The sequence below is a fragment of the Arthrobacter sp. YN genome (assembly GCF_002224285.1).
Classification (GTDB): domain Bacteria; phylum Actinomycetota; class Actinomycetes; order Actinomycetales; family Micrococcaceae; genus Arthrobacter.
Map to the genome: position 1 here is coordinate 1,523,260 of NZ_CP022436.1, position 20,097 is coordinate 1,543,356.

Consider the following 20,097-nt stretch of genomic DNA (forward strand, 5'->3'; position numbering starts at 1 on the left):
GTGACACGCAAGGGCCCGGCTCCTGGAACCACAAGTTCCAGGAGCCGGGCCCTTTGCTGTCGTGTTAGCGCCGTTGTGGAAGCACGCCGCGGAGCGTCCGCCACCATCGCGCGAGCCCGCGCCCAACAGCCGCAGCGAGCGACCCCACGGCCCGGAACGGCGCTCCCAGCGCGTGGACCCACCGGCGCATCATCGACGGCGGCAGCCAGTCCGCGCGGAAGCGCACCAGCCAGCGGGCATTGTTCCGCAACGTTTCACGCACGACGGCGATCCGCGTCGCCGCCGCTGGTGTCGCCACGGGCCCCACCTGGCGGCCATAACGCTGCCGTTCGAAGTCCGAGGTGAGCGTAGCAACCGCCACGTGCGCGGCGTCGTCCATTCCACCCGCGTCTCCGAGGGCGGCACTGGAGCGAAGCCTGGTGGAGAAGTGCCTCGGCGTTTCGCTGGGCGTGGAGGGTAAACCGTAGTCCGTCGCCAGGTCCTGCAGTTCCGCCCACGCCAGCTCCGGGGCCGGATCCTTGTAGCCGGGCTGCAAGGCGTCGGCCTCATCCGGGGGTTTTTGGTTCAGGCGACGCCGCCGCAGGATGGTCCTGCTCAACCGCGGAGACCACAGGAAGGCAAGCAACAGCGCCACGGCCGCGGCGGCCCCGCCGATGACCGGCAGCGGGTTCACGCTGGTGGAACCGGTCGCCGGGGTTTCCATGCCGGGAAGGGGAACAGGGGCCGGTGTGGCCGGGGCCGGCGTGGTCAGGACTTCTTTCTCGTCCGCATTGGTGCTGAGGTTGCTGGGAACAGAGGTTTCCGTGGCGTACTCGGGAACCACGCCGCGCGAAGGCGTGGGCTCGAACGGAACCCAGCCGAGTCCTTCGAAGTACAACTCGGGCCACGCGTGCGCATCACGGGCGTCTACCTCGTACTCAGGGAAGGATCCTTGGCCGACCAACGCCACGGACTCGCCCGTGAGCCGGCCTGGTGCGTAGCCCACAGCGATGCGGCTCGGAATACCTTCAGCCCGGGCCATGACGGCCATCGCCGAGGAAAAATGGACGCAGTAGCCACTCTTGACGGCCAGGAAATCGGCCAGGACCGAGAGCCCGTTGCCGTCATAGCCGTTCTGCACCGGCGCCTGCAGGGAGTACGTAAATTCACCGGAGCGCAGGTACTTCTGAATAGCCAAGGCCTTGCCGTAGTTGCTCCCCGCGGACGCCGTGACGGAATCCGCCGTTTGCCTCACGATGTCAGGAAGGTTGCCCGGAATCCGGAGGAAATCCTCTGATATGCCCTGGGGAGCCGCTGTGGCCTGGGACAGGGATTCTGCCGTGACCTTGGGTGCTCCGGAAAACACCACGTACCGTTGCGCGCGCGTGGTGGTCTCGGTGCTCATGATGCTTAATGTGGCCGGATCCCAGGTCCAGCGTCCGTTGAGGCCGTTCACTGAGGCAGGCGCAAACGGGGCAGGGAGGTAGGGGCTGGTGAAGAGGCCGGCATTCACGGACGTCACAGTGTTGACCACTTCGGCCTGGACGGAGTATCCGGTTTCAATCCTGTCGGCGCCCGCGCGCCGCTGGGCTGCGCGGTCGTCCGGGGCCCAGGTTTCGCCGTCGAAGTGGTCAACGGTGACGGACCTCAGGTACAGCGGACCGCTGGCACTCGTGGCGTAGGTAATGCGGCCCGATCCCGTGGGGCTCCGGAGGCTGTTGCCCAGGGTGATCATGGGATTGAGCCCGTTGGAGGTGCCCCACGGACTCAGCCGGGATCCCTGGGGGAAGGTCCCCGTCTCGAATCCCGGGATGGCCAGCGGAACCACCATGGTCAAGGCCAGCGCCAGGCCGCCCGTCACCAGTGAACGCCTGAACTGGCCGGCGCCCCGCCCGGAACCGGACTGGAGCCTGGCATCAGGGGCGAACCAGTGGCTGCACCCGAGAATCAGCAGGTATCCCACAGCAGCGCCGACGAAGCCTGCAACTCCCACGCTCTGGGGTTTGATGGTGGCTGGAACCACCATGACCGCAAGGAGCCCGATGCCGCTGGCCGCGGGCATCGCCAAGGGAACTGCCAACGCGTCGATCAGAATCACCAGGAGCCCCAGGCACGCGCACATGACGAACACGATCCCGGCGTTGGGCGCCACGGGGGCGCTTTCTGAGACCACCGTCTCGGCAGCACGCTTGATCAGGCGTCCGACGGCGGTAAAGGTCCCGGCCGTGGGGATGAAACCCGCCAGGCTTTCCTGCCGGAAGAACGTGAAGCTGAGAATCCCCGCGAGCGAGGCAAAGGAACCAAGGGTGGCCAACAGCGGCTGGGCCCGGAGTGCCCGAAGAAGAGCCAAGGTCAGCGCGACAACCAGCACCGTGGTGATCAAGGGCATGAACCAGGCCCAGCCCCTGAGGACGCCGTTCAAGGACAAGGCAGCGCCCAGAACGGCAACAACGATCGACCCCGCCATGACCCAGGGGTAGGGCCCGGGCCCCGGGGCTTGCGGCCGCGAGGATCCGGACGGCTTCGGGCCGGACGTTCCGCCGGGTTGGACCGGGGCGGGGGAACCCAGGTGGGACGTAGCAGTCATCGGGGCACCGCCGCTCCACGACGGACGTCCATGGCTGATCCTGCCGCGGCCACGATTCCCCCTTCGTCAAAGGAGGACCAAGCGGCCGCCAGTGGGGTCCTGGACGTCACTACCGCCACGCGCCAACCGGCCAGGCGCAGGATCTCCAGTACGTCGTCGTTGTTCCGGGTGGCGTCAGTGACCATCAAGGCGAAAGCGTTGGCTCCGTAGGCTGCCGCGGGAGCCAGGGACTTGGCCTCAGCGGGAGTCAGCGTGCCCATCAGCGCAAGGAGAGGGCCGCGAAGACGGTGGGCAGCGAGCTTATCCATGAGCCGGTCATCGAAAGCAGCATCGGCGGAATCCGCAGTGGCCGGGCCCGTTGCAGCGTCTGCCCTGTGGTGCTCCGCCCGGACATGCCGGGGACCGCTGAGTTCAATGGCGGCCAGTCCTTCAGCGATGGCCTGCAACCCTCCGGTGCCCGAGAACTCTTCGGAATCCGGCTCCGGCGCCGAGCGCGAACGGATGAATGCCGGGCTCCCGAAAACATCCAGCACCCGCAGCGAGTAATTCCACTCCGCCAGGTGGGCCGCAACGGACATCGCTGCGGTCACCACCCATTCAAAGCCGGGACTGGTCACCAGGTCCGAGTCCTCGTCATGGGCTCCGAACATGGAACCTGCTCCCGCGGCAAAAGCTGTGAAGCGCTGGTCCAGGATGAGGGTGGCTTCCGGGGTAGTCACCGATTCCTCCTGGCGGACCATCAGTTGCCCGTGGCGTGCCGTAGCCGCCCAATGAACGCGGCGCATGGGATCGCCGTGCCGGTACTCACGGGTCATGATGTCGTCGTCGCTGGGGTTGGCCCTGATGCGCGTGGCGGTCACGCCATCGTTGCCGCGCGCACCTGCCAGCCCCGTGACGGGAAGTTCGACGGCGGCCGGCGTCACGGTGAGGATGTCGCCGTCGTCGATGGCATGCCGCCGCAGCGACAAGCCGAAGGGGTCACTGAACTCTGCCGTCACCGGGCCGATGCGGAACTGTCCGCGCTTGCCGGAGCGAAGATGGTATTCGTAGCGGCTGGTGCCTCCGGAAGCCGAGCGGGCCGGAAAGCGGAACGCCGGTGGCTCACCGAAGCGGGGAGGCAACTGCTCCTCCATGATCACGTGCCCTGTGGAATACGAGGACCGGGCTACAGCCAAACGAACGGTGGTGGTGCTGGCAGTTTCCACGGTGGAGGGGTTGAACTCCCGGTACACCTGGAATTTGGGCTTCAGAACCCGGACCCCGGCGAGGGCCACCAACGGCAGGAGGAACAACAAGACCGCGAGCGTCAGGAGATCCCGCCTGCCCATGACCCAGGCACACCCCAGCGAGACGGCTCCGGCCGCCAGCAATCCCCAGCCGCGGTTGGTAAACAAGTGCTTGGGGAGCCGATCCACGAGCGCCATTCCTGCCTCCTAGGCGGTGTGCCTGTCCCTGCGCCCCGCGTTGGGCGGTTCCTGGGCAACCGGCAGGGCGGCCAGGATGCCCCGAAGGATGCTCTGCGGCGTATCACCTGAGCTTGCCGCTTTGCGATCCAGGATGATCCGGTGGGCGAGCACCGATTCGGCCACGTCCACTACGTCGTCCGGGAGAACAAAGTCCCGGCCGTCCAACGCGGCGGTTGCCTTGGCTGCACGCAACAGCTGCAACAAGGACCGGGGGCTGGCACCGAGGCGGAGACGTGCGCTGTCACGGGTAGCCCGCCCGATGGCCACCGTGTACTCCTTGATGGCAGTTGACACATACACCTGCTGGACGGCAGCGATCATGGCCGCGACGTCGGCGGCAGTGACCACGGGGGTTACTTTGGCCAGGGGAGAGGAAGCCTGGTGCGTCTCCAGCATTTCGATCTCGGCTTCCTTGTCCGGATAGCCCATGGAAATCCTCGCCATGAAACGGTCCCGCTGGGCTTCAGGCAACGGGTAGGTGCCCTCCATCTCAATGGGGTTCTGGGTGGCGACCACCATGAAGGGCAGTCCCAGTTGATAGGAATGCCCATCAACGGTGACTTGATGCTCCTCCATGCACTCAAGAAGCGCGGACTGGGTCTTGGCCGAAGCCCGGTTGATTTCGTCGCCGATCACAATGTTCGCGAACACTGCGCCCGGCCGGAACTCAAATTGCCGGGACGACTGGTTGTAGATGGAGACGCCGGTGACATCTGACGGGAGGAGATCCGGCGTGAACTGGATGCGGGAGACGGTACAGTCCACGGTCCGCGCCAGTGTCTTTGCCAGCAGGGTCTTGCCAACGCCGGGAACATCTTCCAGCAGGAGGTGGCCTTGGGCCAGCAGTACCGTCAACGCGAGCTTCGCGGCATCGGCCTTGCCATCAATGACCTTGCTGATGGATCCCAGGATGCGTTCGCTGGCATCGTGGAACCGCTCCGCGTCCATGACCTGCGGCCTGTGTCCATTGAGTGCTGCACCATCCCGCGGCAGCGTACTGTAAGCCTCGCCCTGGAGCGGGGTAGGTTCAACGGATACTTGTCGCTTGGACTCCATGGATTGCCCTTCAGCCGTGGCCACTGCGTCAGCAATCTTGAGGATGTGTTGCTGTTGTTGACCATCTGTCCGTTCCAGACTACCCAGACATTGGCCGCCGCTGACATAGTGCTCAGGAATTTATGTGCCGAGTGGAATTTATCCCAGCCCACCCGGCCGCTGCCTCAGGGGGACCGTGGTCCGATTAAGGTGGGAGCATGTGTAATTCGCTCGCCCCTGCTGCGTACCGTGCGTCATCCGAGGATATGGATTCCCGCAAGGAGTACCCGCCGGCACCGGAACCCCTCCCCGTTCCCGTCATGGACAACCACACGCATCTGGATTTCCGGCACGGACTGATCGAGGTCTCGGTCCGGGACGCGATGGACTCGGCTGAGGCCGTCGGTGTGCACGGCGCTGTGCAGGTGGGCTGCGACCTGGAATCGTCCCGCTTCACCGTGCAGGCAGTGGACGCGGATCCGCGCCTGCTCGGTGCCGTAGCAATCCACCCCAACGATGCCCCGGTGTACGCCGGGCGCGGTGAATTGGAGTCGGCGCTCGCCGAGATCGAAGAGCTGGCAGCCCACCCGCGGATCCGCGCCATCGGTGAAACGGGACTGGATTTTTTCCGGACCCACGGGGAAGGGCTGGTGGCCCAGCGGTACTCGTTCCGGCGCCACATCGACATCGCGAAACGGCTGGGACTGACCTTGCAGATCCACGACCGCGACGCCCACGACGACGTGGTGCAGGTGTTGATGGAGGAAGGCGCCCCGGAGCGGGTGGTGTTCCACTGTTTCTCGGGGGACGAAGAATTGGCACGGATCTGCAACCAGAACGGGTGGTACATGTCTTTTGCGGGCACCATGACCTTCAAAAATGCCGGGAACCTTCGTGCAGCACTGGCCATCGCCGAGCCACAGCGGATCCTGGTGGAAACCGATTCGCCGTTCTTGACGCCCCACCCGTACCGTGGTCGGCCGAACGCGAGCTACATGGTTCCCTACACGGTCCGGTCCATGGCGGAAGTGACTGGGGATGACCTCTCCGAACTCTGTTCGCGTTTGGCGGAAAATACGCTCGAGGCCTACGGCTCGTGGGCCTAGGGCGTTCCTTCGGGAGGGCTTTGACGTGCCCGTAATGAATACCCGGTATGCAGAAGTCTTGGTTGGTTTATAACAGATCGGTTACTGTGTTAAACAAGTAGCCGGGGTCGGGGAAGGCCTTCGGACAACTGGGCCGGTTGAATCCGGCCTTCATCAGTTGAATGTAATTGGCGGCGCAGATGCCGGCAGCAAGTGTGGGACCAGGCTTTGTGCCTGGCCCCTCCGTTTTGCCGCTGGCATTATTTCTGTGCTTTTCCCCGTGCCCGGATGGTCTGAGAGTTATGGGCAATCGTGATCAAGTTCTTCACAACGGATGGCAAGTTCAGCTTCCTCAAAGTCGGTGCCCAGTTGCTGGTTGTCGCAGCGCTGGTGGTCGGAGTTGTCGCCTTTGTGGGCAACAACAAGACTGTCACCCTCAACGTGGACGGCAAGGTAAGTTCCATCCAGACCTTTGGCGGCACCGTAGACCAGGTGGTCAAGGCGGCCAAGGTCGAGCTGAAGGACGCTGACAGGGTCTCGCCCGCCCTCGACGCCCGTGTGGATAACGGCTCCGTGGTCAACATCAACCTCGCGAAGGCTGTGTCCATCGAATTGGACGGCGCGCGCAAGACCGTCAACACGAACGCCCCCGATGTCGCCGCACTGGTCAGCGAACTTGGAGTGGCAAGCTCCTCGGAGATCTCCCAGCCGAAGGAAGCATCGCTGGAAGTCACCGGCTCCTTTGTCTCCATCTCAACTCCCAAGACCATCAGCGTTGTTGCCGACGGCAAGGACACCAGCACCACCACGACGGCGGCCGACGTCGCCACCGTGCTCAAGGACACCGGCGTCACTGTCGGCGCCAACGACCGCATCTCCCAGCCTGGCAACGCGCCCATCGTCCAGGACATGGTGATAAAGGTCTCCCGCGTGGACACCAGCAAGACAGCCGAAGCCACGGAGGAAGTGCCCTTCGAAAGCGTGAAGACCGAAACCGCTGAGCTGTTCAAGGGCGAAGAGAAGGTTACCCAGGAAGGCGTAGCCGGTTCGCTGGTCAAGACGTTCAAGCTGGTCATGGTTGACGGACGCGAAGCTTCACGGGCCCTCGTCTCAAGCAATGTCACCACGAAGCCGGTCACCGAAAAGGTCAGCGTTGGCACCAAAGCCCGCCCCGTAGCTGCTCCGGCCAAGGCAGCAGCAACCTCCAGCGGCCCCACGGGCGCCCCGAACGAAGGCATGTGGGACAGAATTGCCCAGTGTGAGTCCGGTGGAAACTGGTCCATCAACACCGGCAACGGCTACTACGGCGGCCTTCAGTTCTCCAGCCCGACGTGGCTTGCCAATGGTGGCGGAGCTTACGCTCCCAACGCCAGCCTGGCCACCAAGGCACAGCAGATTGATATCGCCAACCGCCTCTACGCCAAGAACGGCCTCCGCGACTGGGGCTGCGCGCACGCAGCCTGACCCTCCACAGGCGATACGATACCTAGGTGACTGAACCGAATTCCGAACCCGCCGCCGTCGCGCCTTTGCTGGGCGCCACAGACATCCGACGGCTTGCCGAGGAAATCGGTGTACGCCCTACGAAGACCCTGGGGCAGAACTTTGTGATCGACGGCAACACCATCCGCAGGATTGTGGCCGCCGCCAATATCGACTCCAACGAAACCGTGCTGGAAGTCGGCCCGGGGCTTGGCTCGCTGACCCTCGGCTTGCTGGACGCAGCCAAGACTGTTGTGGCGGTGGAGATCGATCCCGTGTTGGCGGAGAAACTGCCGGCGACCGTGCGCGCCTGGCGGCCCGGAGCGGAAGACAACTTCCACCTGGTGCTCTCCGACGCCATGAAGGTCACCGAACTGCCCGTGCCTCCCACGGCACTGGTGGCAAACCTGCCATACAACGTTGCCGTCCCCGTGGTGCTTCACCTCCTGCAGCATTTCCCGAGCCTGCAGCACGGCCTGGTCATGGTGCAGGACGAAGTAGCTGACAGGCTTGCCGCGACTCCCGGGTCCAAGATCTACGGTGTTCCATCGGTGAAGGCTGCTTGGTACGGACACATGCGCAAGGCCGGTGTCATCGGCATGAACGTGTTCTGGCCTGCACCCAAGATCCATTCCGGGCTCGTGGCTTTCACACGCCACGATCCGCCACAGACGCATGCCACCCGCGAACAGGTCTTTGCCGTCATCGATGCTGCGTTCGCCCAACGCCGGAAGACCCTCCGCGCTGCGCTGGCCGGCTGGGCCGGGAGCGCCACTGAGGCAGAACGATGCCTGGTTGCCGCCGGCGTGGACCCCACCGCGCGCGGCGAAGTCCTGGATATCTCCGCCTACGTCAAGATCGCCGAAGCCCGCCACCCCGTGGACGCATGAACCCGGGCACCCGCAAACCCAGCAGCCTGCCGTTCGCGGGGGACCGCTTCCATGCCCGGACAGTCCGCGTCAAAGCGCCCGGGAAGGTCAACGTGTCCCTGAGCGTCGGACCGCTGCGGCCTGATGGTTACCATTCGGTGGCCAGCGTCTACCTTGCCGTTTCCCTCTATGAGGAAGTAGCGGCAACCAGCACCGAGGCCCAGGGGATCACTGTCAGCATCAGCCCCGACAGCACGCTTGACCTCGACGGTGTGGACATTCCGCTGGATGAGCGGAACCTTGCCTACAAGGCCGCGGCCATCATGGCCGAAATGTCCGAGAAACCCACCGGCGTGCATCTTGACATCACCAAGCGCGTGCCCGTGGCCGGTGGCATGGGCGGCGGTTCAGCGGATGCCGCGGCAACCCTGCTGGCCTGCGATGCCCTGTGGAACAGCGGACTGTCCCGCGAGGAACTCGCGCATCTGGCGGCCGAGTTGGGCGCAGACGTGCCGTTCTCGCTCCTGGGAGGCACCGCCGTCGGGCTGGGCGTGGGCGACAAACTCTCCCCGGCTTTGGCCAAAGCCCAGATGGACTGGGTGCTGGTCTTTGCAGATTACGGGCTCTCGACACCTGACGTGTTCCGGACCCTTGACGGACTACGGGATTCCGAGGGTATGGACATTCCGGAACCAGTGGCCGTGGACCCCACCATCCTCCAAGCGCTCCGTCATGGAGACCCTGAGACGCTCAGCCGCGTGCTGATCAACGACCTCCAGAGGGCTTCCATTGCGTTGGCGCCGCAACTTCGCGACACCATCGGACTGGGCGAAGCGCGCGGCGCCCTGGCCGGAATGGTCTCTGGCTCCGGCCCCACCATTGCGCTGCTTGCCCGCGACTCCGTTTCAGCCAGTGTCCTCGCCGAAGAATTGACCCACCGGGGCCACACTGCCTTGGCGGTCCACGGCCCGGTGCCCGGCGCCCGGATCATCTCCGATACCCTCCTTTAGTACCCCTCCAGCTCCTGTACCTCCGCATTCCAGCAGTAGAAAGTAGTACCCATTGGCCCACCTGCTTGGCGGCGAAAACCTCACCGTTTCGTTCGCGACCCGCACTGTCCTCGACGGCGTCACCCTCGGCTTGGAGGATGGCGACCGCATCGGCATGGTGGGCCGCAACGGCGACGGCAAATCGACGCTCATGCGCCTGCTCGCCTCCCGCTCGACGCCGGACTCCGGACGGGTCACCAAACGGGGCGATGTCAACGTCGGCTACCTGGACCAAGGCGACGTGCTCGACGGCGACCTGACAGTGGGCGCCGCGATCGTCGGCGACCGCGCGGACCACGAATGGGCCGCCAACGCCAAGATCCGCGAAGTCATGGGCGGACTGGTGGGCGACGTCGACTGGCATGCCAACGTCCACGCCCTTTCAGGTGGCCAAAAGCGCCGCGTTGCGCTGGCCAAGCTCCTCATCGAAGACCACGACGTCATCATGCTGGACGAACCCACCAACCATCTGGACGTAGAAGGCGTCGCCTGGCTGGCCCGGCACCTGAAGACGCGCTGGCGCGCCAACCAGGGCGCGTTCCTGGTGGTCACCCACGATCGCTGGTTCCTCGATGAAGTCTGCAACTACACCTGGGAAGTCCACGACGCCATGGTGGACATGTTCGACGGCGGATACGCCGCCTACGTTCTGGCCCGCGCCGAGCGTGACCGCATGGCCTCCGTCGTCGAAGGTAAGCGCCAGCAGCTCGTCAAAAAGGAACTCGCGTGGTTGAGGCGCGGCGCCCCCGCCCGGACGGCCAAGCCGAAATTCCGCATCGAAGCCGCCAACGACCTCATTGCCGACGTGCCCGATCCCCGCGACTCGGTTGCCCTCAGCAAGATGGCCACTGCCCGTCTCGGCAAAGACGTCCTGGACCTGGAGAACATCACCCTGGACTTTTTGGGCGGCGAGAGCGGACAGAAGCTCTTTGACAACATCACGCTGCGGCTCGCACCGGGCGAACGCCTCGGCCTGGTGGGTGTCAACGGTGCCGGAAAGTCCACGCTGCTGAAACTGCTCAACGGCGAAGTCCAGCCGACTTCAGGCAAGGTCAAGCGCGGCAAGACCGTGGTCACCGCCGTGCTTACCCAGGACGTCAAAGAGCTCGACGACGTCTCCGACCTTCGCGTCATTGAGGTCATCGAACGCGAAAAGCGGTCCTTCAGCGTGGGCGGCAAGGAATTCACCGCCGGCCAGCTGGTGGAACAACTGGGGTTCACCAAGGAAAAGCAGTGGACACCCGTCAGCGACCTCTCAGGTGGTGAGCGCCGCAGGCTCCAACTCCTGCGTCTCCTGGTAGGGGAGCCCAACGTCCTCATGCTCGACGAACCCACCAACGACCTCGACACCGACACCCTGGCCGCCGTCGAAGACGTCCTGGACGGCTGGCCCGGGACACTGGTGGTTGTCAGCCACGACCGTTATCTGCTGGAACGCGTCACCGACAACCAGATGGCGTTGCTCGGCGACGGCAAACTCCGCGGCCTGCCCGGCGGCGTCGACCAGTATCTCGAGCTGCGTGAAGCCGCCCTTGCGTCCGGCGCGATTGGTGGGGGCTCCGGCGCACCTACCTCTGCCGGCTCTTCTTCCGCTGCTGCTCCGTCCGGTGCCAGCGAAGCCGAAAAGCGGGAGGCCCGCAAGGACCTCAACAGGATCGACCGCCAACTCGGCAAGATTTCCCAGCAGGAAGAGAAGCTGCACACCCAAATGGCAGCGAAGTCCGAATCCGGCGACTTCGACGCCTTGGGGGAACTCAACGCCAAGCTGCAGGAGTTGCTCGAGGAAAAGGAAGGGCTGGAGCTGGAGTGGTTGGAGGCCGCTGAAACCCTCGGCGAGTGATGGTGAGCCGGTGCTTTTCGTCGTAGTTCAGCGGCGGCACGGCGGCACGCATCCTCCGCGTGCTGGCTCGTTCCTCGCCTTGACGCACGCATCCGGATGCCTGCCGCTGTCCCGCTGACCGATGCTCTCTCACTTCCCTCGGGTTTGGTGTGGACGCTCCTGCACTTCCCTCGGGTTTGGTGTGGACGCTCCTGCACTTCCCTCGGGTTTGGTGTGGACGCTATTGCGTCCCTTCGTAGCCTATGAGCCAGTGGAGGCCGTGGCGGTCCACTACTTGACCGTCGTTTCACCGTTGGTAGTTTCGGATCCGAACTAAGAGAGCGCTTCACTCAGTACCCCATGGGCGATGGCACCCGAAGGGCCGTCTGTGCGGTTGAACTCCTCAAAGCTGTGCAACGAAAGCTCTCCGCCGAAGATTTTCGCGTAGAAACCCAGCGCCTCGCGGGCTGTCCCGGGAAAGTGATGTAGAGCTGGGGTGCCGTCAAGAGCACATCCTACAAACTGGCCACCGTGGAATGTGAGAGAGCGATCGGCTCAAGCACGTGGGATATGAGAGAGCGACCGGCTCAAGGGCGTGGGATGTGGGAGAGCGTGCCTGTGAGCGGCGCCGGCGCCGCGGAGGTGACCTACGCCTCGGAACGCAGTCCGGGCTCCTTTTGCAACCCGGTGAGGCCGTTCCATGCCAGGTTCACCAGGTGGGCGGCGACGGCGCGCTTGTCCGGTGTGCGGCTGTCGAGCCACCACTGGCCGGTCATTGCCACCATCCCCACCAGCATCTGCGCATACATGGCACCGTCTGCGGCACTGAACCCGCGGCGGGCGAATTCGTCGGACAGCAGGTGCTCCACCCGGGCAGTGACGTGGGAGAGCAACGTGGAGAAGGCGCCCTCGGGCTGCGACGGCGGGGCGTCCCGCATGAGGATCCGAAAGCCGTCGGTGCGGTCTTCGATGTAGCCAAGGAGGGCCAGTGCAGCGCGTTCCACCAGTACCCGGGGTTTGGCTTCGGTGCTGAGGGCCTCGGTGATGGAGTCCAGCAGGATCCTGAATTCGGTCTCCACGACCTGCCGGTACAGGCCTTCCTTGGAGCCGAAGTGCTCGTAGATGACGGGCTTGGAAACTCCAGCGCTGGCTGCGATTTCCTCGATGGTGGTGCCGTCCAGGCCCCGGACAGCGAAGAGTGCGCGGCCAATGCCGATGAGCTGGGATTTGCGCTGCTGGCCGGTCATCCGGATGCGGACTGCGGGGCCGGTGGAAGCCTGCTCCAGCGGCCCAGCGGTGTCCTCGGGCCTGGGGACTTCAGTGCGCTTGCTCACGTGACCATCATGCCTTACGGGCCGGCAACAGGCCCTGCTCGGCGGGTCGGAAAGGGGTGCGGGAGGCATCCTCGGGTGCGCCGGGGCAGGGGCGGCGGGCGGTCAAGTCGCGAAGCATGCAATGGTCATGGCAAACTAGATTCTTGTGTGTGCATCCCGGTAGCCCGGGAAACCGTCAGGCCCTGCTGCTTGATGGTGTGAATCATGCACGGTCCGCTCTGGTGTAATGGCAGCACCCCGGCCTTTGGAGCCGTGGAGTATAGGTTCGAATCCTATGGGCGGAACGGTCGGAAAATGCGCTCCTCTCTGTACCTGGAACGGCTCGAACGGTGCCTGGGTCCATTGGGATGGCAGCATTCCGAAGCCGGGTTACCCGGGACATACCGAGCAAGGAGAGCCAGTACGTGAGCCCCGAATCCACCGGTCCCGCAGCGGTCATAGTTTTGGCCGCAGGCGCTGGAACGCGCATGAAGTCCCGGACCCCCAAGATTCTCCACGAAATTGGCGGACGCTCCATGGTGGGCCACGCTCTCCTGGCAGCCCGTTCCATCACTCCGCTGAAGCTGGCGCTTGTTGTCCGGCACGAGCGCGACCGCGTGGCCGAGCATGTCACCGGGCTGGATCCCGAAGCACTGATAGTTGACCAGGACGATGTCCCCGGTACGGGTCGCGCAGTGGAGGTGGCCCTCAAGGCCCTCGACGCCGAAGCCGAACTTACCGGCACCGTAGTCGTGACGTACGGCGATGTTCCGCTCCTGACGGGCGAACTGCTCGGGGAACTCGTGACCACCCATGAGGCCGAGGGCAACGCTGTCACGGTACTCACCGCGGTCCTGGACGACGCCACTGGCTATGGCCGCATCCTCCGCGCCGAGGACGGAACTGTCACCGGCATCCGTGAACACAAAGATGCCAGCGAGTCCGAGCGCAGCATCCGCGAGGTCAACTCCGGTATCTACGCCTTCGATGCCGCCGTGCTGCGTACCGCCCTGGCGAAGGTGACAACGGACAACGCGCAAGGCGAGATGTACCTGACTGACGTCCTGGGGTTGGCGCGCGACGCCGGCGGCCGGGTTGCCGCCGTCGTGACCGAAGACCGCTGGCAGGTTGAAGGCGCCAACGACCGCATCCAGCTCTCGGCGCTTGGCGCCGAGCACAACCGCCGCATCATCGAATCCTGGATGCGATCCGGCGTGACCGTGGTTGACCCGGCCACCACCTGGATCGATTCGACGGTGACCCTCGACGAAGACGTCCGTCTGCTGCCCAACACCCAACTGCACGGTTCCACCACAGTGGCGCGCGACGCCGTCGTGGGTCCTGACACCACCTTGACCGATGTCAACGTGGGCGAGGGCGCTAAGGTGATCCGCACTCATGGCTCCGGTTCCACCATTGGTGCCAAGGCGAGCGTTGGACCGTTCACGTACCTCCGCCCGGGCACGGTGCTGGGCGAGACCGGCAAGATCGGCGCGTTCTACGAAACCAAGAACGTGACCATCGGCCGCGGTTCGAAGCTGTCCCACCTGGGCTACGCCGGCGACGCGGAAATCGGTGAGGACACCAACATCGGCTGCGGCAACATCACGGCCAATTATGACGGCGAGAAGAAGCACCGCACGGTGATCGGCTCCGGCGTCCGTACCGGTTCCAACACGGTCTTCGTGGCTCCCGTAACAGTAGGCGACGGTGCCTACAGCGGCGCCGGGGCCGTCATCCGCAAGGATGTTCCCGCAGGCGCCCTCGCCCTCAGCCTGGCCGCGCAGCGGAACGCCGAAGGTTGGGTCATTGCCAACCGTCCGGGTACCGCGTCCGCCACTCTGGCTGAAGCCGCCCAGGAACCGGCGTCCGCCTCCATATCCTCACAATCCCCGGCAACCATAGAAGAAGGCAAACAGGCATGAGCGAAATTACCGCACACGGAGAGAAGAAATTAATTCTCGCCGCCGGAAGGGCACATCCGGAGCTGGCGCAGGAAATCGCGAAGGAGCTGGAGACCGAGCTCCTGCCCATCGACGCCTACGACTTCGCCAATGGGGAAATCTACGTCCGTTCGGCCGAGAGCGTGCGAGGCACCGATGCCTTCGTCATCCAGGCCCACCCGGCGCCGCTGAACAACTGGCTGATGGAGCAGTTGATCATGATCGACTCCCTCAAGCGCGCCTCTGCCAAGAGGATCACGGTTGTTTCGCCGTTCTACCCTTACTCCCGCCAGGACAAGAAGGGCCGCGGCCGCGAGCCCATCTCTGCCCGCCTGGTTGCCGATCTGTACAAGACCGCCGGTGCGGACCGCATCATGTCCGTGGACCTGCACACCTCGCAGATCCAGGGCTTCTTCGACGGCCCCGTTGACCACCTCATGGCCATCCCGCTGTTGGCTGACTACATCCGCACCAAGGTTGAGGCTGACAACATCACCGTTGTTTCCCCCGACACCGGCCGCGTCCGCGTTGCCGAGCAGTGGGCCGAGCGACTGGGCGGCGCCCCGCTGGCGTTCGTGCACAAGAGCCGCGACCTCACGGTTCCCAACCAGGCTGTCTCCAAGACCGTGGTTGGCCAGGTTGAGGGCCGCACCTGCGTCCTGATCGATGACATGATCGACACCGGCGGAACCATCTCCGGTGCTGTCCAGGTCCTGAAGAACGCCGGTGCCAAGGACGTCATCATCGCCTGCACCCACGCGGTCTTCTCCGACCCGGCCGCGCAGCGCCTGGCCGATTCCGGCGCCCGCGAAGTCGTGGTCACCAACACGCTGCCCATCCCGGCCGAGAAGCGCTTCCCGTCGTTGACGGTGTTGTCGATCGCACCGCTGATTGCACGCGCCATCCGTGAAGTGTTCGACGACGGTTCGGTCACCAGCCTTTTCGACGGCAAGGCATAAGAATCTCTGTACCAGAACGGGCCATCCGCAGCCTTCGGGCTTGCGGGTGGCCCGTTTTGTTGCCCGTTTTCATGTTGGACGCGTTCCGCTGCTAAACTCTTGGGGATACCTTGGCGAGGGAGAGCACATCCGGTCCACATTGCGTGGACCAGGGTTGCGGGTCTCCGTTATCGACTGGGTCTGCATCTCCTTCAACACAGGCGGAACGGCTGCTCAGCGGCCGATCTCGGCCGGGCGTAGAAGGTCTCCAGACCTCCGCCCTTGCTGATAGACAAGCCCGGATTCTTCCGGGCGCCACAGTAATCAAGGAGTACACATGTCTGAGCAGAAGCTCACCGCAGAACTGCGCACCGAATTCGGCAAGGGTTTTGCCCGCCGTGCACGCATGGCCGGCCAGATCCCGGCTGTCATCTACGGCCACGGCGCAGAGCCCATCCACATCAACCTGCCGGGCCGCGCCACCACGCTGGCAGTGCGCGTTTCCAACGCCCTCCTGGCGATCGACGTCGACGGCGAGCAGCACCTGACGCTCGTCAAGGACATCCAGCGCGATCCCGTAAAGCAGATCATCGAGCACGTTGACCTGCAGACCGTGAAGGCCGGCGAGAAGGTTACCGTCGACATCGCGATCCACGTTTCCGGTGAAGTTGCTCCGGGTGCTGTTGCCAGCCTCGAAGCCACCACGGTTTCCCTCGAGGCTGAGGCAACCCACGTTCCCACCGCCGTCGAGGTCAGCATCGAAGGCCTCAAGGCCGGCGAGAGCATCCACGCTTCCGACCTCGTCCTGCCGAAGGGTTCCACCCTCCTCACCGAAGGCGACACCCTGGTGGTCCGCATCGCTGAGACCGCTTCCGAGGCTGAAGAAGAAGCACCGGCCGCCGAGTAGTCTTGTGACTGCTTGAGGCGCAAGCCGTTGAGTGGCCGGGTACCTTCGGGTCCCGGCCACTTTCCTTTGTCCTTGCCCTTTTCAAGAACAGTCCCGCCGGTACATCACGTTCCAGCTGATACAACGAAACGTTCCCTAGGATGAGACCATGAGTGACACTTGGCTGATTGTCGGCCTCGGCAACCCCGGCAGTGAGTACAGCAACAACCGGCACAACGTGGGCCAGATGGTGCTGGATGAACTTGCTTCCCGCATGGGCGGAAAGTTCAAGGTCCATAAGGCCCGCGCCCAGGTAGTGGAGGGCCGGCTGGGCATCGGTGGCCCCCGTGTAGTGCTGGCCAAGCCCATGACGTACATGAACACGTCAGGGGGGCCGGTCGCGGGCTTGTGCAACTTTTTCGACATCGCCCCGGACCATGTCATAGCGGTCCACGACGAAATCGACATTCCTTTTAACACAGTCAAGCTAAAACTGGGCGGAGGCGAGGGCGGGCATAACGGCCTGCGGGACATCTCCAAAGCTCTCGCCACCAAGGACTATTTGCGCGTCCGTGTAGGAGTGGGGCGGCCTCCGGGCCGGATGGAGACCGCCGATTACGTCCTTCGTGATTTCGCCACCGCTGAAAAGAAGGAACTGCCGTTCCTGCTGGACGAGGCCGCCGACGCCGTGCAGTTGCTGATGGACCAGGGCCTGTTGTCTGCCCAGCAGAAACACCATCCAGCCAAAGCTTGAGCGAATCTTGAGGTAAGCCTGAGGAAAGCCTGACGGTCCCAAGGACCCTAAGGCCTACAAACTGTCGGCGCCCGGCGGTAGTGTGCATGGTACGCAGGTAAGCGGTGGGGGACTGTCGCGGATGTGTAGCGAAGGATGCGAATGTCGGCGGAGTTGCTAAACAAGGGCGGGGGAGGCGCAGCAAGGGCTGCGGCTCCCGATCTTGTGGGCGGACCAACGGACAGGCAAACGTGGTCACTGCTGGCCCGCAGCCACGATCTGTCGAAGGCGGGAAAATTCCTCGAATCACCCGATTCGTATGGGGTGGTCCTCACCGGCCAACGGGGAATCGGCAAATCCGGCCTCGCCCGCGCCGTGGTCTCCTCGCTGGGCCCCAAGGTCCACAGCCTTCAACTCAGGAACACCGTTGCCAACGGCCAAACACCGTACGGATGCCTGGGTTTCCTGCTGGCCCGCCTGCCATCCGAAGCCGTCAGTTCACCCACCGGCATCCTGCATGCAGTGACGAGCCTGATCAGGCAGGAAGCGGCGGGCCGGGACACCGTTCTCATTGTGGACAACGCCGGCGGCATGGACCCCATGAGCACAGGCGTACTGCTGAACCTCATGGCCACCGGCACCGCCAAGGTAGTTGCCACAGTGCAGCGTGCCAGCGACCTCCCTGCTGATTTCCACCGGCTGGTCCTCGAAGGGGAGCTGGGCGAGGTCCATCTCAACACCCTGAGCGAAGAACAGACCAAGCAGGTGCTGGGATCGGTCCTTGGACACTACGTATCAACAACGCTGGTTGGCTCACTGCACTCGGCAGTGGGCGGAAACCCGATGCTGCTCCATGCCCTCCTGGAAGAGCAGCGGCAAACCGGCAACTTGGTACTCAATGACTCCGTCTGGACGCTGCGTGACCGGATCAAACTGGAGGGCGCAACGGTCGTGGAGGACTTCGTCCGCTCCAAACTGGCGCGCGAAACGCAGGCCAGCAGGACCGTCGTCGAAATCCTCGCCTGTGCGCAGCGCGCAACCCTGGTGGACCTGGCAGCCATCTTTGGCACCGAAGTTCTGGTGGAGATGGAAGACTCAGGGCTGCTCACCGTTGAACGGGGCGATGACCACTGGGTATCCCTCAGGGATCCCTATGTGGGCGAGGTGGTCCACAGCTGGCTGAGCACCCGCCGCAGACGCGAACTGCGGCTGATGCTTCATGGCCCCAAAGAGCCTGAACTGCAGGGCCTCGCCGCGCAGGATCTCCTGAGCTATGCCGCATGGATGCATTCTTGCGAGGACGAGCCCATGCCCTCGCCGGCCCACGCATTGGCAGCCGGACGCGCAGCACTGGACAATTACGATCCCAACTTTGCCATCCAGTGCACGGTGTCCCTGGATCCCAAAGACGAAGAGTGGGTCCCCGGACAGCGGCTGAAAGCTGCGGCGTACCTCATGCTGGACCTGCCGTTGCACGCCGCCCAGGCTCTGGATGAGGTGTCCGATTCCCACCTTGCCGCGCTGGACCCGGTGGAGTTCGCGGAAATAACCGCCGCGAAATGCCAGGCAATGACGTGGATTGATGGTCGGGCGGGCATGGTGCCGGGGGTCATTTCCGACGGACTTGAGACTCTCGGGGCCATGGCGGGCAAGTACCCGGCTGAGACCGTGGCCAAGGCCTATAACCGCCTCCACCTGTGCAGTTACGAGTACAACACCTACATGGGCGAGTACGCCTCCATCATCGATCATTTGGAAGAGGAACTGGCCAAGGATCCCGACGTGGACAGGGAGCACTGGTTGAGGTCGGCATTCTTCCTGGTTGAGGCCCGCTGCATTCTTGGCCGCGAGCTTGAGGCGCAGGAACTTGCGCGGACCGTTTCACGGCATTTGGGCGATACTGACCGGCCTGCCCAGCTTGAAGAGGCCTTCGCCAAGCACGCTTTCCTGGTCCTGTTGCTGTCCGGGCAGTGGCGGCAATGCATCGAACTCATGCGTCGCTCACCGTCCCGGTCGTCACGGCTTCAGTACCGCGGTGCCTTGACTGAACTGGGTATCGGCCTCGCCTACGCCTACGCCGGTAAACCTGCCAGTGCCATTGAACCCCTCAGGTCCGCTGTTGCCCAGCTGGAACTCCGCCCGGCCATGAACATGATCAAGGTAGCCTACGCTGCCACCGCTTTTGCTTATGCCCAGGTGGGCAATTCCGTGGAAGCGGGCCGTTACCTGGACCTGTACAGGACATGCCGCGGAGAGGGAACCTTTTTCTCCGAATCCGTGGCCGATTTCTGCGCTGGGATGGCGGGGCGATGGATGGGGGATCCGGACGTCAAGCAGCGGCTCCTGGCCCGGGTCCGCGACGACGTCGAGAAACAGCGGGTGACCACTGCCGGCATCTGCCTCTTTGGCGCCACGGTTGAAGGCACGGACGAAGAGTACCGGCTGCTCGAAGATATTGCCGGGCGCCGCCAGGGGCCACTGGCCCGGATTTCCGGCAACCTGGCCCGTGGTGCACTGGACAGGAGTTCCCGGTCCCTGCTGGAGGCAGCTGACGCCGCAGCAGCGCTGGACCTGCTGGTGGTTGAGGCCAGGTGCGTGGCCATGGCACTGGACTTTGCCCGGGACGCGGGTGAGACAACCGCTGCCCGCACGGCGCAGCTGAGGCTGGAACGGCTGGAGCATTCGGTGTCCGCGTTGCCGATTCAACCGCGCAGCGACGCGCCGGTATTGACGGAGCGGGAACGCCAAATTGCTAAACTCGCCGGGAAGGGTGTCAGCAACCGTGAAATCGCGATGGATATTGGGGTGTCTGTGCGAACTGTCGAAGGCCATTTGTACCAGGTGTTCACAAAGTTGGGTGTTTCGTCTCGAGGCGAGCTCAATGGGCTCCTATGAGGCGGGCAGCGCCGTAGA

At 64.2% G+C, this 20,097-nt stretch carries 14 protein-coding genes, 1 tRNA gene and 1 pseudogene; 11 read left to right on the forward strand and 5 right to left on the reverse strand.

Annotated features, from left to right (window positions below; translation table 11 throughout):
* Positions 1-64: 64 nt before the first annotated feature.
* Genes CGK93_RS06990 through CGK93_RS07000 form a run of 3 tightly spaced genes read right to left on the reverse strand, consistent with a single transcriptional unit; the run spans position 65 to position 5,088 of the window.
* Positions 65-2,566, reverse strand: coding sequence for a transglutaminase TgpA family protein (locus CGK93_RS06990; protein WP_089594200.1), 2,502 nt, complete (start codon positions 2,564-2,566; stop codon positions 65-67).
* Positions 2,563-3,990 carry a DUF58 domain-containing protein gene (locus tag CGK93_RS06995; protein ID WP_089594201.1) on the reverse strand — a complete coding sequence of 476 codons (1,428 nt, stop codon included), beginning with the start codon at positions 3,988-3,990 and terminating at the stop codon, positions 2,563-2,565. The genes CGK93_RS06990 and CGK93_RS06995 overlap by 4 nt, the downstream gene beginning before the upstream one ends.
* 9 nt (positions 3,991-3,999) lie before the next feature.
* Positions 4,000-5,088, reverse strand: a complete 1,089-nt coding sequence (locus CGK93_RS07000) for an AAA family ATPase (RefSeq protein ID WP_089597261.1) — start codon at positions 5,086-5,088, stop codon at positions 4,000-4,002.
* Between the two features lie 197 nt (positions 5,089-5,285).
* Between CGK93_RS07000 and CGK93_RS07005 the strand changes: the two genes are divergently transcribed.
* The 5 genes from CGK93_RS07005 (at position 5,286) to CGK93_RS07025 (ending at position 11,392) form a co-directional block, all read left to right on the forward strand.
* Positions 5,286-6,173, forward strand: coding sequence for a TatD family hydrolase (locus CGK93_RS07005; protein ID WP_089594202.1), 888 nt, complete (start codon positions 5,286-5,288; stop codon positions 6,171-6,173).
* Between the two features lie 291 nt (positions 6,174-6,464).
* The gene (locus CGK93_RS07010; protein ID WP_089594203.1) at positions 6,465-7,616 is read left to right on the forward strand and encodes a resuscitation-promoting factor; all 1,152 of its coding nucleotides are present in this window, start codon (positions 6,465-6,467) and stop codon (positions 7,614-7,616) included.
* Positions 7,617-7,642: 26 nt separating this feature from the next.
* On the forward strand, positions 7,643-8,524 hold the full coding sequence (gene rsmA, locus CGK93_RS07015) for a 16S rRNA (adenine(1518)-N(6)/adenine(1519)-N(6))-dimethyltransferase RsmA (protein ID WP_089594204.1): 882 nt from the start codon (positions 7,643-7,645) through the stop codon (positions 8,522-8,524).
* The gene (locus CGK93_RS07020; protein ID WP_089594205.1) at positions 8,521-9,513 is read left to right on the forward strand and encodes a 4-(cytidine 5'-diphospho)-2-C-methyl-D-erythritol kinase; all 993 of its coding nucleotides are present in this window, start codon (positions 8,521-8,523) and stop codon (positions 9,511-9,513) included. Before rsmA ends, CGK93_RS07020 begins: the two co-directional genes overlap by 4 nt.
* A 52-nt stretch (positions 9,514-9,565) precedes the next feature.
* Entirely contained in the window at positions 9,566-11,392 is a 1,827-nt protein-coding gene (locus CGK93_RS07025; RefSeq protein ID WP_089594206.1) for an ABC-F family ATP-binding cassette domain-containing protein, read from the forward strand.
* Positions 11,393-11,612: 220 nt separating this feature from the next.
* On the opposite strand, the pseudogene CGK93_RS24025 reads toward CGK93_RS07025, so the two are convergent.
* A pseudogene (locus CGK93_RS24025) lies at positions 11,613-11,877 on the reverse strand (hypothetical protein).
* A gap of 141 nt (positions 11,878-12,018) precedes the next feature.
* Entirely contained in the window at positions 12,019-12,618 is a 600-nt protein-coding gene (locus CGK93_RS07035) for a TetR/AcrR family transcriptional regulator (RefSeq protein ID WP_089597263.1), read from the reverse strand.
* A gap of 299 nt (positions 12,619-12,917) precedes the next feature.
* On the opposite strand from CGK93_RS07035, the gene CGK93_RS07040 reads away from it, so the two are divergent.
* The 6 genes from CGK93_RS07040 to CGK93_RS07065 all read left to right on the forward strand — a co-directional run bounded on the left by CGK93_RS07040 (position 12,918) and on the right by CGK93_RS07065 (position 20,079).
* A tRNA-Gln gene (locus CGK93_RS07040) sits at positions 12,918-12,989 on the forward strand.
* Positions 12,990-13,109: 120 nt separating this feature from the next.
* Positions 13,110-14,609, forward strand: a complete 1,500-nt coding sequence (gene glmU / locus CGK93_RS07045) for a bifunctional UDP-N-acetylglucosamine diphosphorylase/glucosamine-1-phosphate N-acetyltransferase GlmU (RefSeq protein ID WP_089594207.1) — start codon at positions 13,110-13,112, stop codon at positions 14,607-14,609.
* Positions 14,606-15,586: a ribose-phosphate diphosphokinase gene (locus CGK93_RS07050; RefSeq protein WP_011774071.1), complete on the forward strand. Its 981-nt coding sequence runs from the start codon at positions 14,606-14,608 to the stop codon at positions 15,584-15,586. Before glmU ends, CGK93_RS07050 begins: the two co-directional genes overlap by 4 nt.
* A 316-nt stretch (positions 15,587-15,902) precedes the next feature.
* Positions 15,903-16,472, forward strand: coding sequence for a 50S ribosomal protein L25/general stress protein Ctc (locus tag CGK93_RS07055; RefSeq protein ID WP_026542774.1), 570 nt, complete (start codon positions 15,903-15,905; stop codon positions 16,470-16,472).
* 148 nt (positions 16,473-16,620) lie between these two features.
* The gene (pth, locus tag CGK93_RS07060; protein WP_089594208.1) at positions 16,621-17,205 is read left to right on the forward strand and encodes an aminoacyl-tRNA hydrolase; all 585 of its coding nucleotides are present in this window, start codon (positions 16,621-16,623) and stop codon (positions 17,203-17,205) included.
* Positions 17,206-17,346: 141 nt separating this feature from the next.
* The gene (locus CGK93_RS07065) at positions 17,347-20,079 is read left to right on the forward strand and encodes a helix-turn-helix transcriptional regulator (RefSeq protein WP_089594209.1); all 2,733 of its coding nucleotides are present in this window, start codon (positions 17,347-17,349) and stop codon (positions 20,077-20,079) included.
* The last annotated feature ends 18 nt before the right edge of the window (positions 20,080-20,097 follow it).

Excerpts from the sequence above, each read along its gene's own strand:
- CGK93_RS06990 (WP_089594200.1), bottom strand. The coding sequence starts at position 2,566 with ATGACTGCTACGTCCCACCTGGGTTCCCCCGCCCCGGTCCAACCCGGC.
- CGK93_RS06995 (WP_089594201.1), bottom strand. The coding sequence starts at position 3,990 with ATGGCGCTCGTGGATCGGCTCCCCAAGCACTTGTTTACCAACCGCGGC.
- CGK93_RS07000 (WP_089597261.1), bottom strand. The coding sequence starts at position 5,088 with ATGGAGTCCAAGCGACAAGTATCCGTTGAACCTACCCCGCTCCAGGGC.
- CGK93_RS07005 (WP_089594202.1), top strand. The coding sequence starts at position 5,286 with ATGTGTAATTCGCTCGCCCCTGCTGCGTACCGTGCGTCATCCGAGGAT.
- CGK93_RS07020 (WP_089594205.1), top strand. The coding sequence starts at position 8,521 with ATGAACCCGGGCACCCGCAAACCCAGCAGCCTGCCGTTCGCGGGGGAC.
- CGK93_RS07035 (WP_089597263.1), bottom strand. The coding sequence starts at position 12,618 with ATGACCGGCCAGCAGCGCAAATCCCAGCTCATCGGCATTGGCCGCGCA.
- CGK93_RS07050 (WP_011774071.1), top strand. The coding sequence starts at position 14,606 with ATGAGCGAAATTACCGCACACGGAGAGAAGAAATTAATTCTCGCCGCC.
- CGK93_RS07055 (WP_026542774.1), top strand. The coding sequence starts at position 15,903 with ATGTCTGAGCAGAAGCTCACCGCAGAACTGCGCACCGAATTCGGCAAG.
- pth (WP_089594208.1), top strand. The coding sequence starts at position 16,621 with ATGAGTGACACTTGGCTGATTGTCGGCCTCGGCAACCCCGGCAGTGAG.
- CGK93_RS07065 (WP_089594209.1), top strand. The coding sequence starts at position 17,347 with ATGTCGGCGGAGTTGCTAAACAAGGGCGGGGGAGGCGCAGCAAGGGCT.